The following is a 15,994-nucleotide window of genomic DNA, read 5'->3' as shown; positions in this document are numbered from 1 at the left end:
GCAGCCCTTAGAACTTGCGTACGCCAGCGTCTCTACGGGGTGGCACGTTCGACTGCCGCGCCCTACGATGCAGCACGGGGCGCGCCGCCGATCCAGTGCGCTACCCTCGAGCCGTCAAGACATGCAGACAGGAGAAAAGCCGATGTCCCCCAATGAAATCGTCATGCCCGAACCCTTGCTGGCCGCCATCGCGGCGCAGAGCCGCATGCCGATCGCCCGGATCGGCGAGGCCCTCACCTCGCTGGGCATGATCACCCAGGACCAGTTGCGCGCCGGGCTGGCGCAGCAGCAGCGCGACCCCAAGGTGCCGCTGGGCGAGACGCTGGTGCGCATGGGCATCGTCACCCAGGGCCAGTTGCAGACGGCGCTGGTGCGCAAGATGGGCTATCCGCTGGTCAACCTGCAGGTGTTTCCCGCGTCGGCCGAGGCGCTGCGCAAGGTGGGTCACAGCGTGGCGCGGCGCCTGCAGGTCATGCCGCTGATGCTGCACGAGGGCCGCCTCATCGTGGCCATCGACGACCCGATCAGCCGGCATTCCGCGCTGGACGAGGTGGAGTTCATTGCGCAGGCCAAGGTCATTCCGGTGATCGGCCAATGCCTGGACCTGGACAGCGTGCTGCACACCGCCTACGAGAAGATCGGCGACGCGGCGGCCGGGGGCGCGGGGGGCGTGTTTGCCGCCAACCTCGACCCGATGCGCCCCATCGAGTTCGACATGGCCGGCACCACCGAGCTGCTGCAGACGCTGGAGCGCGAAGGCCCCGCCGCGCCCACCACCGAAGCCCCCATCGAGCAGTCGGACAACTCGCTGGTGCGCATGATCAACAGCATGATTCTGGAGGCGCACCGCGAAGGCGCCTCGGACATCCACATCGAGAGCTACCCCGGCCAGGAAAAAACGCGCATCCGCTTCCGGCGTGACGGACTGCTCTACACCTACTTGGAGCTGCCCCCGAGCTACCGCAGCGCGATCGTCGCGCGCATCAAGATCATGTGCGACCTGGACATCAGCGAAAAGCGCAATCCGCAGGACGGCAAGATCAACTTTGCCAAATACTCGCCGCAGCACCGCATCGAGCTGCGCGTGGCCACCATTCCCACCAACAACGGCCTGGAAGACGTGGTGATGCGGATCCTGGCCTCGGCCAAGCCGATTCCCATGGCCCAGCTGGGCCTGTCGCCCAACAACTTGGCGCAGTTGACCAAGGCGGTCGAGCGGCCCTACGGCATGGTGCTGTGCGTGGGCCCCACGGGCTCGGGCAAGACCACCACGCTGCACTCGGCGCTGATGCAGATCAACACGCCCGAGCGAAAGATCTGGACGGCCGAAGACCCGGTCGAAATCACGCAGACCGGCCTGCGCCAGGTGCAGGTGAACCCGCGCATCGACTGGACATTTGCCAAGGCGCTGCGGGCCTTTGTGCGCGCGGACCCCGACGTGATCATGGTCGGCGAAATTCGCGACGGCGAAACCGCGAAGACGGCCATCGAAGCCTCGCTCACCGGCCACCTGGTGCTGTCGACCCTGCACACCAACAGCGCGCCCGAGACCATCACCCGGCTGCTGGACATGGGCATGGACCCGTTCAACTTTGCCGACGCGTTGCTCGCGGTGCTGGCCCAGCGCCTGGTGCGCCGCCTGTGCTCGCGCTGCACCACCACCACGCCCGCGCGCACCGAGGTGGTCGAGGAGTTGCTGGACGACTACATGCACGCCTTCGGTCCGCAGGAGCACCCCGCGGCACAGCGCAGGTCGGTGTACGAAGACTGGATGCAGCGCTATGGCCACGACGGCAAGCTGCACAGCCACGCCAGCACCGGCTGCAAGCACTGCGGCAACACGGGCTTCAAGGGCCGCGTGGGCATCCACGAGCTGATGGTGATGTCCAAGACGCTGCGCCGCCTGGTGCAGACCGGCGCCCGCGCCGAAGAACTGCAACAGGCCGCGCTGCAGGAAGGCATGCGCACCCTGCGCCAGGACGGCATCGAGAAGGTGCTGGCCGGGCACACGAGCATCGAGGAAGTGCGCGCGACCAGCAACGTGTGACGGGGTAGCCCGGCGGCCAGACCCGCCGGGCGCTACAGCTCGTCCACCGGAATGAACGGCGCCATCAGCCTCAGCTTGAGGCGCTGCCACGCCGTGGTTTCGGGTGGCACGTCATAGGCGGTTTCCTTGCCGTCGGCGTCCTGCTCTACCCATTCGACGCCGCGGCCACTGGCGTCCAGCCGCAGCCGGTAGGAGCTGCCCGCGTCCGCGAAGCCTTCGAGCTGCAGTGCCATCTCGGGGCTGTCGATGATCAGGCCCAGCTCGGTGTTGAGCCTTGCCGAGCGGGGGTCGAGGTTCATCGAGCCGAGAAACACCTGCTGGTGGTCCACGATGCCGTTCTTCATGTGCAGCGCGCCCGTGCGGTGGCCGAAGATGCCGAGCTTGCCGCGCTTCACGCTCAAGGTGGGGCTCAGCTCGTAAATGGACACGCCGGCCTTCAGCAGCTCATGGATGTGCGGCCAGTAGCCCACGTAAACCCACGGCTCGTCGGTCGAGGCCAGCGAGTTGGTGAGCACCGCCACGCTCACCCCCGCGGCCTGCGCCTGCGCCAGGCTCTCCACCGACGCGTCGGACGGCACGAAGTACGGCGACACCATCTTGATGTTGCTGCGCGCCGTGCGAAACCAGCGAATGACGCCTTCCGTCACCGTGCCCTTGAGCGAGTTCTCGCGCTGGTTCAGTCCTTCGGTCTTGCTGAGCGGGTCGTACAGCACGCGCGCATGCGCCCACAGCAAGGGGCTGAGCCGGTGCTCGGCCAGCTCGAACGGCAGATTCATCATGGGCACCATGTCCAGCGGCAATGCCGTCGGTTCGCCGGGGCTGGGGTCCTCGACCTTGCCGTCAGCCGGAATGCGCGGTGCCTGCGGCGGTGTCGCCGCCGCGGTGCGCTGCTCGAAGTCTTGCCGCAGTTGCGCCACCGTCAGGGCGCTGCTGGCAATGCGGCCCACGGGGTACACGACCTCGCTGTTCCAGTAGTGGTCGAACTCGTCCGACAGGTCGCGTACCACCGGGCCGGCCGCAAAGACGTCCATGTCGACGAAGTTGCTGCCGGCGGCATTCATCACGTACTCGTCGGCCATGTTTCGCCCGCCCGCGACGGCCGCTGCGTTGTCGGCCACGAAGAGCTTGTTGTGCATGCGCCGGTTGACGCGCGAAAAGTCGAGCCCCGAGCGGATGAAGCGCGTCACCTCGCTGCCGCGGCCGCCCGGAAACGGGTTGAACAGGCGCACCTGCACGTTGGGGTAGCTGGCCAGCGCGAGCAGCAGTGTGTCTTCACCGGTGGTGTAAAGGTCGTCGACCAGCAAGCGCACGCGAACGCCGCGCTGCGCCGCGTCGCGCAGGGCCCGCATCAGCGCGCGCCCGGTGTTGTCGCCGGCCAGCAGGTAGTACTGCACGTCGAGGCTGCGCGTGGCCAGCCGGGCAAGTTCCACGCGGGTGACGAAGGAGGTCGGGCCGTACGGCAGCAGGCGGAAGCCCGAGCGGTCGTCCGGCGGCAGCACCTTCTGCGTGATGGCGGCCAACGGCGTGGCCGAGAAATCGGTGATCGCGCCGACGGGCGGCACGGGCAGCTGCGGCGGCAGGCTGGCGCAGGCGCTCATGAGCACCGTGAGCGCGAGCGTCAAAGAAAACGTGAGAGAGCGCGAAAGAGAGCGCGAGAGAAAGAGCGAGAGGTGCAGCCCGAACGCCCCACGCAGCACTCGCCTCAGTTCGATCCAGCCTGCGGTCGCCATGTGTCTGCTCCCGGTTCGGTTGCCACGCCCTCCCGCTGCGGAAGGGTCCGGCGCAGAGTATGCGGTTTGATTCTGAGATCAGACAATCAGATACCCGACGTGCCAAAGCAAGTTCCGGCAACGGCCTGCCGCTGCGCGAACATAGACACCTCATGACACTTCTCGACCCCTCCACGCTCGCCCACATCGACGCCTGCACCCAGGCCTGCCTTGACCTGCTCGAAAGCAACCTCACGCCGCACGGCATCCTGGCCGCCAGCCGCACCGAGGCCGCCGTGGCGCGGCGCTACACGCGCATCTTCGGGCGCGACGCGGCCATCTGCGTGATGGCCATGTGCGGCAGCGGCGTGCGCGCGCTGGAGCAAGGCGCGGTGGCCAGCCTCGATGCGCTGGCCGCGCAGCAGGCTGCCAACGGGCAGATTCCCAAGTACGTCGACCCCGAGGGGCAGGACGCCGACTTCTGGTACCTGGGCTGCATCGACGCCACCCTGTGGTGGCTGATTGCGGTCGACCATGTGCGCCGGCACGGCAAGGTCGGGCCCACGCACTGGCACGAGGAAGTGGCACGCGCCATTCAGTGGCTGCACGCGCAGGAGCACCAGCACTTTCGGCTGCTGCAGCAGAACGAGGCCAGCGACTGGGCGGACATCATGCCGCGCTCGGGCTACGTGCTGTACAGCAACGCGCTGTGGTACGACGTGAAGCGCCGATTTGCGCTCGACCATGCCAACGACACGCTGCATCACTTCAACCACCTGTTCAACCCGTTCCAGCGCGACCTGCCGGAGTACCACCGCGCCCGGCTGCTGCGCCACTACGCGCGGCGCGGGCGGCGCGACCCTGGCCTGTACCTGAGCTTCGTCAACTTCGCTTTCGTGGGCGACGAGGGGGACGTGTTCGGCAACGTGCTGGCCATACAAAGCGGGCTGGCCGATGCGGCCATGGCGCACCGCATCGTGCAGACCATCAACGAGGCACGCGCGTGCGACCCCTGGCCAGTGCGCGTGGTGCTGCACCCGCTGTCGCAGCAGCACCCGCTATGGCGGGCGTACATGGGCAGGCATCAGCAGAACATCGTGCACCAGTACCACAACGGCGGCATCTGGCCGTTCGTCGGCGGGTTCTGGGTGATGGCACTGGCCAAGCTGGGGCTGCATGCCCAGGGCTGGCCGGAGCTTGCGCGCCTTGCGCAGGCGAACGCGCTGCACGACTGGCGCTTCACCGAGTGGTTCCATGGGCGCACGCTGGCGCCGATGGGGATGGCCGGGCAGAGCTGGAATGCGGCGACGTTTCTGCTGGCAAGGCGGGCGTTGGAGGGGGACGCTGGCGCCTGTTAGCTGCAGCCCCCTTTGCGCATCGGCAAAGCGCATCTACCAGTTCTCGGGGATGGCTCTGATGAAAGCAAAAAGACACACTCGCCCGCGTTTGTCTTCCCGTTTTCACAGGTCAAAAAATGCCCATCTCAACCCATCCCGAAGGCGCGCCCAACAAAGCCACACGCGCCAAAAAATTGCATCACGTGCTTCGGTGCCTTTCAGCGATGGCTTTGTTCGGCATCGCAGGCGCCCATGCTGCCGGGTCGGCGAGCGGTGATGCAGGCACTGCGGGCATCGGCATCGCGGGCGGCGCCGGAGGCGCCGGCGGCAGCGCAGCGGCGGTCTCGGGCGACGGAGCCACCGCGTCGGGTGCGGGCGGCGACGGCGGCGCGGCGGGTTCTGGCGGCGCCGGCGGCGCCGGTGGCGCAGGCGCCAGCGCCAACGCCGGTGGCGCCACCGCTGTCGGGGGTGGCGGCTCCGGCGGCACGGCGAATTCCGGCGGCACCGGCGGCACCGGCGGTGCAGGTGCCAGAGCAAGCGCCGGTGGCGCGACCGCCGTGGGCAGCGGCGGCAGCGGCGGCGCGGGAAGTGCGGGTGGCGTCGGTGGCGCGGGCGGGCTTGGCGCGCAGGCCACCTCGAGTGGTGCCATCGCGCTCGGTGCGGGCGGCACGGGCAGTGACCGCTGCTGTGGTTCGACCGGCCAGGCCGGCGGCAGCGGCGCGCAGGCTTCCGGCGATGCCGCTGTCGCCATCGGCAGTGCCTCGGGCAGCAGCCAGGGCGCGGTGGCGTCGGGCAATGGGAGCACCGCCATCGGTGGTGCCAACAACGGTTCTGCGGGCGCGGCCGCGCTGGCCTCAGGCAGCGTCGCGCTGGGCTCGGGCAGCCGAGTTGCGAGCGGTGCAACGGGCAGCGTGGCCATTGGCGCGAACTCGGTGGCCAGCGCGGCAAACACCGTGTCCTTCGGTTCCGCGGGCCAGACGCGCGGCCTGGTCAACGTGAGCGCCGGCGCGGTAAGCGCCGCGAGCACCGACGCCGTCAACGGCGCTCAGCTGTACACCGTGCAGCAGACCGCCAATACAGCATCAACCACCGCCCTGGCGGCACAGACCGCCGCGAACACCGCCTCGACGACCGCCACGGCGGCGCAAACCACGGCCAACACGGCGGCGACCGTTGCGACCACGGCGCAGACCACGGCCAACTCCGCACTGGGCCTGGCGCAGAACTCGGCGCAATACAGCGCGGGCGGCACGTCGCTGCAGCTAAACGCCAACGGCGGCGCCGGCACCACCATCGGCAACGTGAGCGCGGGCCAGGCGACGACCGACGCCGCCAATGTCGGCCAAGTACAGGAGGCCCAGCAGGCCGCTGTCACCACGGCCCACAACTTCACCGTGCAGCAGGTCACCGCGCTGCAGGCGTTGATGAACCAGGCGCTCAGCAGCGGCGTGTGCGCCGTGGGCGCGGGCGGGGCCGTGGCGTGCGGTCCGGGGGCCGGGGCGAGCGGTGCGGGCAGCACGTCGATGGGCACCAACGCGCAGGCCAACGGCGAGAACACGGTGGCCATTGGCAACGGTGCGCAGGCCGACCACGCGGGCTCGGTGGCCATCGGCGCCGGCGCCCGGGCGCTGGCCGACCCCACCACCGCCGTCGGCAACAACGCGGTGGCCACCGGCAACAACGCCGTCGCGCTGGGAGCCAACACGCTGGCCAGCGGCACCAACTCGGTTGCGCTGGGGCAGGGCTCCGTGGCGGAGCGTGACAACACCGTGTCGGTCGGCAATGCCACCACCGGCCAGTTGCGCGGCATCGCGAATGTTGCCCCGGGTGTGCTGGGCACCGATGCGGTCAACGTCAACCAACTGCAACAAGCGGTGGGCATTGCGACACAGCAGTCGAACGCATTTGCGGCACAGGGCGTTGCCGCGGCATTGGCGATGCCATCCATGCCGAACCTGCCTGCGGGGAAAAAATGGATGGGCGCGGCGGTCGGCAACTACGCGGGTGCATCGGCCGTGGGGTTTGCCTTCGGCTACCAGGTCAACGACAACCTGAACCTGGGCGTAGGCGTTTCGACGGCCACCAGCAGTGGAAGCAACAGCCGCATCGCGGCACGGTTGCAGGCAGGGTACGCATGGTGAGCGGCCCCGCGCCTGCGCTTCATGCGGACACGGCTGCGCCCCTGGCCGACACGGCCTCCGCCTGCCACACCACCACCTGGTTGCGCCCTTGCCGCTTGGCCTGGTAGAGCGCCTGGTCCGCGCGCATGTACAGCAGCTCCGGCGAAATGTGCGCGGCCGTGGTAGCCCGCTGGCGCTGCGCGAGCGGCGCCGCTTGGCCGCCGTGCGGCGTCAGCATCGCCAGGCCCACCGACACGGTAAGGGCCAGCAACTGGTCGTCGGGCAGCGGCACGGGGTTGCTTGCGACGGCGCTGCACAAGTAATTGGCCACGCCCAGCGCGCCGGCCAGGTCGGTGTGGGGCAGCAGCACCGCAAACTCCTCGCCGCCCAGCCGGGCGAACACGTCGCCCGAGCGCAGCCGGCTCTGCACGCGCTGCGCAAACCCCTGCAACACGAGGTCGCCGCAGCGGTGGCCGTGCAGGTCGTTGACCTGTTTGAAATGGTCCAGGTCCAGCACCAGCAAAGCCAGCGGCTCGCCGCTGCGCCGGCTGCGCGCTACCTCGTGCTCGCACAACGGGTCGAAGCTGCGTCGGTTCAGGCAACCCGTGAGCGCGTCGTGGCTGGCCAGAAATTCCATGCTCTTGGCCGTGCGCTCCAGCGAGGCCATCACAAAGCCGACACCGCTGCCCAGCAGGGCCAGGAACGCCAGCAGAACGACGATGCCCTGCCCCATGCTCGACTGAAAGAAGTTGAGGTACTGATCCGGCACCAAGCCTGCCTGCACGGCGCGCGCCGCGTGCGCGAGGCTCAGCATCAGCATGGTCAGCCCGACGGCGCGCATGGTGCTCTCGGCATGCCAGGCATGGCGAAACACATGCACCGCCGGTGCGCCGGCCATCAACATCAGCACGACCGAAAACACCATCGAGCGCGTGCTGATCGGCCAGGCCAGAAGCACCGGCGTGGCCAGCACGGCCGCCACCACCATGCCCGTGACCCATTTCGGCACGGGCCCCTTGCCCACGAACACGTAGACCGCCTGATTGAAATACAGCATGCCGCATAGCACCAGCGGGTTGCCCAGCAACACGGCCACCCATTCGGGCAACAGCAGCCGCGACAGCAGCGCCACCATGCCCGCCAGCAGAAACAGGCAGCCCTTGGTCCACAACGCCAGGGCGCGGTCGGCCGCCAGCCGGCGACGCACCAGCACCAGCTGCCATGCGAACAACAGGTAGCCCAACCCCAGCGGCAGCATGAGCGAAGGGACGTCGAGTTGCATGGCGGCGGGGGGGCGCGGGCGGGGAGCGCGTGGCGGCGAAAAGCGGGGGGAGCCGCATTCTAGGCAACGCATGCGGCGGCGCAGAGACCGGGCGCCTCGGCTTGCGGGCCCCTGAACGTGCGCCTAACATCGCCGCCGACATCCGGCGTGACGATCTTGCGAAACCTCAAGGACGCAAACATGAAAAAGTCAGGCGCGAGCGAAGACCTTCCGGCCTCGGAGCTCATCTCGCAAAAAATTGCCGACCTCGGCGACTGGCGCGGCGACACGCTGGCCAAAATGCGCAAGCTGGTGAAAGAAGCGGACCCCGACGTCGTGGAGGAATGGAAGTGGATGGGCACGCCCGTGTGGTCGCACGACGGCATCGTGTGCACCGGCGAGTCTTACAAGAAGGTGGTGAAGCTCACCTTTGCCAAGGGCGCTTCGCTGAAAGACCCGACGCAGCTTTTCAACGCCAGCCTCGACGGCAACACACGCCGCGCGATCGACATCGCTGAAGGTCATGCGGTCGACGCATCGGCTTTCAAGGCGCTGGTGCGTGAGGCGATTGCGCTCAACAGCGCGGGCAAGTCAGCGGCGGGGAGGGTAGCAAAGGTTGCAAAGGTCGCGAAGAAAACAAAGGCCTGAGGCGCCCGGGAGCCGGGCCAGCGAAGCGTTCAAAGATCGGGCCAGACCTGCACCGCACCGAGCAGGTGCACCCCGCCGTGCACCCTGCCAAACACCAGGCAGATCGCCGAACTCCACACCCACAAGGCCGTAAGCCGCCAGCGGTTGAAGACGAACAACAGCAGCGCCGCGTGGGCGATGAGGGAGGCGCCGGCGGTCAGGGGAATGTTCCAGGCCCCAAGGTCTTTCAAGATCTTTCGAGCGGCCGCGGCACGCGCACCGTGTCGCGGGTCGGGCCGAAGGCGCCGTAGTGCACCGCAAGGCCACTGAGGGCCTCGACACGCTCGATCCATTCTTGTGCGGTGCCGATGGTGCCGGGGTCGTACAGCGGCTGGGCGCTGTGCAGCTGTTGGGTCAGCGCGTGCTGATGCTCGAGGTCCGGCGTTCGGCTCAACGGCAGCGAGGTCAGGCGCGAACCATCGGCATCGCGATAGCCCGAGCACCAGCGCAAGCCCGTGCCTTCGACGGCATCGAGATGGCTCACGACCAGGCCGTCGAGCGCGCCGACCGCATCCAGTGCATAGCGCAGCAACACCGCATCGGGATGCCCGCGTCGGAACACGCCCTGCCAGCCTTCGTCCGCGTTGTGCGGCTCGGCCAGCCGCGCGTCGAGCGCGCGGTCGTGCGTGGGCAACGGGCCCGAGCCGTGGCGGGTGAGGTAGCTGCGCAGCACGCCCAGGTGCTGCACGCCGGCGCCGATGCCCAGCTCACGCAGCACGGCCTCGACGGCGGCGGTCGAGATGGTGCTCCAGGTGGTGTGCGGATGAAACCCACGCCACTCGTCGAGTAGCACGCCTTGCGCGCCTTCGAACACCACGGTGCCCGGGCGCGAAAGCCGCTCGGCGATGCGGTCCGTGCTGGCGGGAGGCGACTGCGCCACGCAGGGGGCCGCGGCATCGAACCAGCGCCGGGCCATCGAGTCGTCCTGCAGCACGGCGAGTTCCTGCACGGCGTCGGCTTGCGAGAACGATGCGCTGGTGAACGCTTGCAGCAGCATCGCGCGCGAGGCTTCGAGCTTGTCGAGCGCGCGGGCCGGATGCAGCAGGTCGCCGTAATGCAGCGCGTGGTCGGGCGCGGCAAGTGCATGCCGCACCGTCTCGCCCACGCCCACGCCGCAAGTGCCATGTGCGCCCTCCCCGCGCGCCCATTCGCGCAGCCGGCCCGCGGCCTGGTGAAAGGGCGTGGTCACGCGGCAGCGCGCGTCGATCAGCAGGCGCGAGAAGGCATGGTGCACGCCCGCCTGTCGCAACACGGCCTCTTCGACCCGCAATGCCGTGGGGTGCACCACCACCGGGCTGGCCAGCACTGTGCCCACGCCTGCATGAAAACTGCCGGCGCCAAATTGAGAGAAGGTGTGGTGCCGCCCGTCGGCCAGCACCACGTTGTGCCCCGCCTGCGCACCGCCGTTGAAGCGCACCACGGTGTGGGCCTGCAAAGCGCCGCACAGGTGGTCGGTGAAGAGCCCCTTGCCGCAGTCGCCGAAGCCCAGCCCCAGCAGCGAGACGTAGCGCGTGGCTGGCGTGGCGGCACTCACTCGGCCATCAGCCGAAAAGCCGCTTCCACCACGACGAGCGCGGGTTGCCCGCCGCGGTGGCCACGGCCGGTGGCGCGCGGCGCGGCGCGGTCGGGTCGAGCAGTGCGGCGTACGCATCCAACGCATGCAGCACGCCGCCCACGCGTTCCTTGGCCATGCCGGTGCCGCTCATCACAGCGGCCAGCGCCTCCAGGCTGGGCACGGCCTTTTCTGTGAGGGCGACGATGCCGGCGGCCACGGCGCAGGCGTCGTCGGGCGAGTCCATGCAGATGACGTGATCGCCCAGCAGCTCGCGCCAGCGGCCCTCGCAGCGGCGGCGGCGCTGGGCGTCGGGAATCAGAAAGAACAGGTTCGTGGTTTCGGCCGCGGCGGCAATGACCTCTTCGATGGGAATGTCCTCGTCGAGCTTTTCGCCGATGAGGCCTTCGATCTGGTGGCGCGAGACGGCTGGGTACGGCAGCTCGTCGCCGGTGACGAACAGGTAGCCGCGCTTCTTGCGCTTGACCCAGCAGTCCATGTCGGTGTGCTGCGCCATCACGTAGAAGGCCAGCTCGTAGCTTTCTTCGCCGCTGCCGCCGCCACCGCCTTCGAGGTAGCTCCAGGTGAGCCATTGGTCCATGAGGTTGGCGGTCGACTCGAACTGGCCGACCTGCAGCGGCGCGCCGTCGGAGTTGGCGTCGCCGATGGCCATGAACATGAGCTGCGGGTCTGCCACGCCGCAGTCGGTCAGCAGCTTCATGAAGTTGGGCAGCTCGCGGCGCGCCAGCGTTTGCGGAATGTCGCCCATGGAGCCGGTGACGTCCAGCGCGAAGACGATGCCCAGCGAGTTGGGGTGGTCGGCGTTGTCGCGCGACTCACGCACCTTCAGGCCGTGCGGGTTCATCAGCGGGTGCGTGGAACGTTGCGTGAAGACCTCGGCGCCCGGCTTGGCGGCGCGGTCGGCAATCAGCGCGGTGTGCGCGGCGTGCGAGTAATTTCCGTAGCCCATGAATATCCTCCTTGGTGACTGTGTGGGTTCAAGCCCGTTCAAGCCCGTTCAGGCTGGTTCAGATGCCCGCGTGCGGCGCGGGGTCGAAGTGAACGAACTTCGATGGCCCGAAGGCCTCGCGCGACGCGACGGACAGCGCTTGTTCGATGCCCTGCGCGCCCAGGCGCGCACAGGCGGCGGCGTCTTCGCTGCATTGGCGCAGCAAGGCGGCCAGCGGTGCGGGGGTGTGCGCGCCAACGCCAGGATCGCCGGCGCTGTCGCCATGCAGCACGGCACGCACCGTCCAGGCCGACTGCATCAGGTCGCGCACCACCGCGGCGGCGTGCGCCGAGCCGGTGGCGTGCTGCGCGCGCGACCAGCCGATGAGCAGCACACCGTGGTCGCGCGGATGCACGAGCGCATGCGCGGGCGACAGGTTGCGGTGCGTCCAGCCGGCGCCGTGCACAAAGGCCAGCACCTCGAGCATGCGGCGCCACAGCCACACGGCGTGGCGCGGGTCGATGCCACCCGGGCTGGCTTGCTGCACGTCTTGCAGGCTGCCCCAGAAACCGGTCGGGTAGCGCAGCACCAGAGCCTGTCGCGCACCGTCGCCCAGCCCCTCGGCCATGCCCGTGCCCAGCGGCTGCGGCAGCCGCCTTGTGAAATACGCCGCGCCGGACACCGACAGCTCTTGCAAGGCCTGCAGCACGGCGGCTTCGCGCAGCAGCACGCTGTGGGCCGCCGAGTCGCGCGCCAGCTTCAAGGTGACGCGCTCAGGCAGCGCGCCGAGCCGTTCGGCCAGCAGCACCTCGCTGTGTTCCCCGGTGGCCAGCGGCGCCAGCACGCGGTAGCGCGCGCCGCGCCAGGCAAGGATGCGCCCGCCCGGCACATCTGCATTGGCCCGGCGCAGCGCGGCGCGAAAGCTCTCGCGCTCCACGGTCTCGGTGCCGCGCACGATGGTGGCGCCGCAGTAGCTGCAGTTGACGGTGCGCCATCGCGCGGCACGCGGCAGCGGCGCGGAACATTGGGGGCAGCTGAGTGCGAGCAGTGACAGCATCGGCCTGTGCCCTAGTCGTTTTTCAGGTGCGCCTGCGGGTCGGGCGATGCCAGCACGCGGTCGATGCGGCGGCCTTCGAGCGCGGCAATCTCGAAGCACCAGCCGGCGCAGTCGATCAGCTCGCCCACCTCGGGCAAGTGGCCCGACACCGACATCAGCAAGCCGGCCACGGTGTTGTAGCGACCGCGATCTTCCTCGGGCAGCTCGCGAATGCCCAGGCGCGCGCGCAGCTCCGACACGGGCATGAGCCCGTCGAGCTCCCACACGCCATCGGGCCGCTCGCGGGCCCAGGCGTCGGTCTGCATGCCGGGCTGCAGCTCGCCGGTGATGGCTTCGAGCAGGTCGCGCGGGGTCATCAGGCCTTGCACCACGCCGTATTCGTCGACCACGAACACCAGGCGGCCCGCGCGTTCGCGGAACTGCTCGAGCAGCTCCATGCCGGTGAGGGTCTCGGGCACGAACACGGCGGGCGTGGCCTCACGGCCGAGCGCGCCGACGTGGGCCGAGCCCAGGCGCAGCAGGTGCGCCACGCTGATCACGCCGACCACGTCGTCCAGCGAGTTGCGGCACACCGGGTACCACGAATGCACCAGGTTCAGCCCGGCCGCGTCGGCCACCTGCTGCAACGCCTGGGTCACGGTGAACGAGGCGTCGAGCCATTCGATGTCGGCGCGCGGAATCATCAGCGACGACAGGCGCCTGTCATCCAGGTGAAACACGTTGCGCACCATCTGGTGCTCATGCTGCTCGATGACGCCGGCGTCCACGCCTTCTTCAAGGCTGGCTGAGATTTCTTCTTCTGTGACGTGGCGCGCTGCGTTGGCGTCGATGCGCAGCAGCTTCAGCATGGTGGCCGTGGCCCCGGCCAGCAACCACACGAAAGGCTTGGCGCCCTTGGCCAGCGCGCGCATGGGGCGCGACACCCAGAGCGCCACCGGCTCGGGGTAGAGCTGGCCGATGCGCTTGGGCACCAGCTCGCCGAAGATGATGGTGAAGAAGGTGATGCAGGTGACCACGCAGGCGGTCGACACGATGCTGGCGGTGCCCGCGCCCATGCCCACCGACTCCATCCACACCGCCAGCGGCGCGGCAAAGGCGGCCTCACCGACGATGCCGCTCAGCATGCCGATGGAGGTGATGCCGATCTGCACGGTGGAAAGAAACTGCGTGGGCGACTCCATCAGCTTCAGCGCGGCCACCGCGCCGGTGTCTCCCGTTTCGGCCAAGGCCGCGAGGCGTGCGCGGCGGCTGGTTGAAAGGGCCATTTCGGACATTGCGAACGCCGCGTTGAGCGTGGTCAGCAAAGCCAGGAGCAAGACATCCATGAACTGAGGGAGAGAATGAGGGAATGTCACTTTACTTCATTGGTGACACATAAGAGCCGAGCACAGGGAGTGCTCGCACTCGTGACCGCAGCCCTCCAGGGTTGGCCGCGTGCCACCAGGTCCGATACACGGTAGACATCGAGCAACCAAATATCTCAGACAGCAAAGCGTTTGTGAAAAACCCAGTGCGCTTGCAACGCACCAGTTCGAGAGAATCATCGTCAGATAAAGCACGAGGCTGACCGCCCCAACGCACGCCACGGTCATAAGCAGCCACCTGGCCCGCAACGGCCCGCTGACGAATAAGCGAACGCTCCAACTGAGCAACCGCGCCAAGCACCTGAAGCATGAAGACGCCAAGCGGGTTCGTCGTATCAATCGGCTCAGTCAAAGACCGAAAACCACAACCGCTAACCTTCAGTTGATCAATCAACGCGAGAAGATCAATAAGACCGCGAGAAAGGCGGTCCAGCTTCCAAACCACAAGCACATCTCCGTGAGCCATGCTCGCGAGCGCCCTACGCAGCTCAGGGCGAGGCCCAACTGAACTACCCTTTTCCGCGAACACACGACCAACACCAGCAGCACGCAAGGCATCCATCTGAAGATGCGTTTCCTGCTCACTAGTAGAAACCCTTGCATAACCAATCAGCACAGACCTGCCTCCTTAAAGAACATGTAACAATTAGTTTGCACAACTTTACCGGAGGAGCAAGATGCGAGCAGCGACTGACATTGAACGCACCCTGGCAGCATGGGCCATCGGCGGGATTGCCCTATCGATCATCGGCACGCTATTAGGGCTAGCGGTGATGTATTTCGTGATCCGCTTGGCAGTCCGCGACGGGGTACTAGACGCCCAACGCGGCACTCGAGACACACGCATGCCAGCAAGGAACCGCGCGGCGAATACAGCCAACCTGCCCGACATAAGAGCGGATTGACGCTGCCGGAAACGAAATGCGCCGCAGCCAAGGCAAGGCCCATATGGCAGGGCCCGGCCAAACACCGCTAAGCGCCCGCCTGAAAAGACCACTTTGATCCAGGCTGCACGCGCGACGCAGGATTGTCACCAGGCGCCCCGACAGGCGCCCCGACAGGCGCGACACCACCAGATGATTTCCCAGAATCGATAAGCGATAGCCCCGAAGGAGCAACACCCTCGACATGGTCGGCGGACCCACGGATCACAGCCTGTCGATACTCCGATACCTTGCCCTCTGCTTCAACAGGCCACATCGTGGCCAACGTGTTCCACTCACCGAGCCTGAGAACAACAGCTGGCCCGATCACCTCGACGGACACACCGAGCTGGCGCATCGTGTCGAGCCCGATGCGCTCTATGACACGCGCACCACCGTCCACCCACTCAACAACGCCGGCGGCAACTCGACCGTTCGCCAGGAGCAATCCGGAAAGGCGAACCCTCCCCTTCGCGCCCAGATCCGAAAAATAACGCTCCTGAGGCGTTTTAGCGTCCGGTGGGGGTGTCGTACCGATCAAAGGCTTTTGCGCGCTTGGCGGCGCCACCGGCGCGGCAGAAGCGGTCTGCACAGGAGGACCGGCCTGCGCAACAGACACACTGCCGGGCTTCGGCTTCACAGCCTCAGGGTGAAAGAACGCCCACGACTTCCATCCGCCCCAGATAGCCAGGCCAATCGCCAATGGCACGCCGTAGCGCACGAATGACGTATTGAGAAAGCTGGCGCGCTTGTCGGTGTAGGTGTCGGTGTCGATATCACCGGACACGTGCGACTTGTAGGTGCCGAAGTACTTCGGATCGTATTTGTTGAACTTGTCCGCGACCTTGACGAACTCGCCATAGAGCTGGCCCCGGAAATCTGAACAAGCCGATAAGTGTGGAAACTGCTCCTGCTGGCGAGGACCTCGCCTGTGAAGACTGGAGCGAATATGAGCAGAAGACCCCGCCGCACGCACTCAGCGGCCTTC

The 15,994-nt window shown here is 67.6% G+C and carries 13 protein-coding genes; 4 read left to right on the top strand and 9 right to left on the bottom strand.

The window, feature by feature from the left end; translation table 11 throughout:
• Window positions 1-142 precede the first annotated feature (142 nt).
• On the top strand, window positions 143-2,047 hold the full coding sequence (locus VLK31_RS33785; RefSeq protein WP_409172862.1) for a GspE/PulE family protein: 1,905 nt from the start codon (window positions 143-145) through the stop codon (window positions 2,045-2,047).
• Between the two features lie 32 nt (window positions 2,048-2,079).
• Here the strand turns inward: VLK31_RS33785 and VLK31_RS33780 are convergent, their stop codons facing one another.
• Window positions 2,080-3,777 carry a phospholipase D family protein gene (locus VLK31_RS33780; RefSeq protein WP_409172861.1) on the bottom strand — a complete coding sequence of 566 codons (1,698 nt, stop codon included), beginning with the start codon at window positions 3,775-3,777 and terminating at the stop codon, window positions 2,080-2,082.
• Between the two features lie 152 nt (window positions 3,778-3,929).
• Here VLK31_RS33780 and VLK31_RS33775 point away from each other — a divergent pair, with 152 nt between their 5' ends.
• Together VLK31_RS33775 and VLK31_RS33770 are read left to right on the top strand one after the other, a co-directional pair.
• Entirely contained in the window at window positions 3,930-5,114 is a 1,185-nt protein-coding gene (locus VLK31_RS33775) for a glycoside hydrolase 100 family protein (RefSeq protein WP_409172860.1), read from the top strand.
• Between the two features lie 203 nt (window positions 5,115-5,317).
• The gene (locus VLK31_RS33770; RefSeq protein WP_409172859.1) at window positions 5,318-7,234 is read left to right on the top strand and encodes a YadA family autotransporter adhesin; all 1,917 of its coding nucleotides are present in this window, start codon (window positions 5,318-5,320) and stop codon (window positions 7,232-7,234) included.
• A 19-nt stretch (window positions 7,235-7,253) separates the two neighbouring features.
• Here the strand turns inward: VLK31_RS33770 and VLK31_RS33765 are convergent, their stop codons facing one another.
• On the bottom strand, window positions 7,254-8,495 hold the full coding sequence (locus VLK31_RS33765) for a GGDEF domain-containing protein (protein ID WP_409172858.1): 1,242 nt from the start codon (window positions 8,493-8,495) through the stop codon (window positions 7,254-7,256).
• Window positions 8,496-8,675: 180 nt separating this feature from the next.
• Between VLK31_RS33765 and VLK31_RS33760 the strand changes: the two genes are divergently transcribed.
• Window positions 8,676-9,122, top strand: a complete 447-nt coding sequence (locus VLK31_RS33760; protein ID WP_409172857.1) for a DUF1801 domain-containing protein — start codon at window positions 8,676-8,678, stop codon at window positions 9,120-9,122.
• A 29-nt stretch (window positions 9,123-9,151) separates the two neighbouring features.
• On the opposite strand, the gene VLK31_RS33755 is transcribed toward VLK31_RS33760, so the two are convergent.
• The 7 genes from VLK31_RS33755 to VLK31_RS33725 all read right to left on the bottom strand — a co-directional run bounded on the left by VLK31_RS33755 (window position 9,152) and on the right by VLK31_RS33725 (window position 15,982).
• Window positions 9,152-9,352, bottom strand: a complete 201-nt coding sequence (locus VLK31_RS33755; protein ID WP_409172856.1) for a hypothetical protein — start codon at window positions 9,350-9,352, stop codon at window positions 9,152-9,154.
• On the bottom strand, window positions 9,349-10,695 hold the full coding sequence (locus VLK31_RS33750) for an adenylosuccinate synthetase (RefSeq protein WP_409172855.1): 1,347 nt from the start codon (window positions 10,693-10,695) through the stop codon (window positions 9,349-9,351). Before VLK31_RS33750 ends, VLK31_RS33755 begins: the two co-directional genes overlap by 4 nt.
• A gap of 7 nt (window positions 10,696-10,702) precedes the next feature.
• The gene (locus tag VLK31_RS33745; protein WP_409172854.1) at window positions 10,703-11,683 is read right to left on the bottom strand and encodes a VWA domain-containing protein; all 981 of its coding nucleotides are present in this window, start codon (window positions 11,681-11,683) and stop codon (window positions 10,703-10,705) included.
• 58 nt (window positions 11,684-11,741) lie between these two features.
• Window positions 11,742-12,719: a protein kinase family protein gene (locus VLK31_RS33740; protein WP_409172853.1), complete on the bottom strand. Its 978-nt coding sequence runs from the start codon at window positions 12,717-12,719 to the stop codon at window positions 11,742-11,744.
• A gap of 11 nt (window positions 12,720-12,730) precedes the next feature.
• Window positions 12,731-14,044: a hemolysin family protein gene (locus tag VLK31_RS33735; RefSeq protein ID WP_409172852.1), complete on the bottom strand. Its 1,314-nt coding sequence runs from the start codon at window positions 14,042-14,044 to the stop codon at window positions 12,731-12,733.
• 31 nt (window positions 14,045-14,075) lie between these two features.
• A complete protein-coding gene (locus tag VLK31_RS33730) occupies window positions 14,076-14,699 on the bottom strand; it encodes a recombinase family protein (RefSeq protein ID WP_409172851.1) in 624 nt (207 codons plus the stop codon).
• A gap of 356 nt (window positions 14,700-15,055) precedes the next feature.
• Window positions 15,056-15,982, bottom strand: coding sequence for a hypothetical protein (locus VLK31_RS33725; RefSeq protein WP_409172850.1), 927 nt, complete (start codon window positions 15,980-15,982; stop codon window positions 15,056-15,058).
• Between the last annotated feature and the right edge of the window lie 12 nt (window positions 15,983-15,994).

It is taken from the genome of Variovorax sp. H27-G14 (assembly GCF_046156345.1).
GTDB lineage: Bacteria > Pseudomonadota > Gammaproteobacteria > Burkholderiales > Burkholderiaceae_C > Variovorax.
This window is presented reverse-complemented; position numbering and strand designations above follow the sequence as displayed.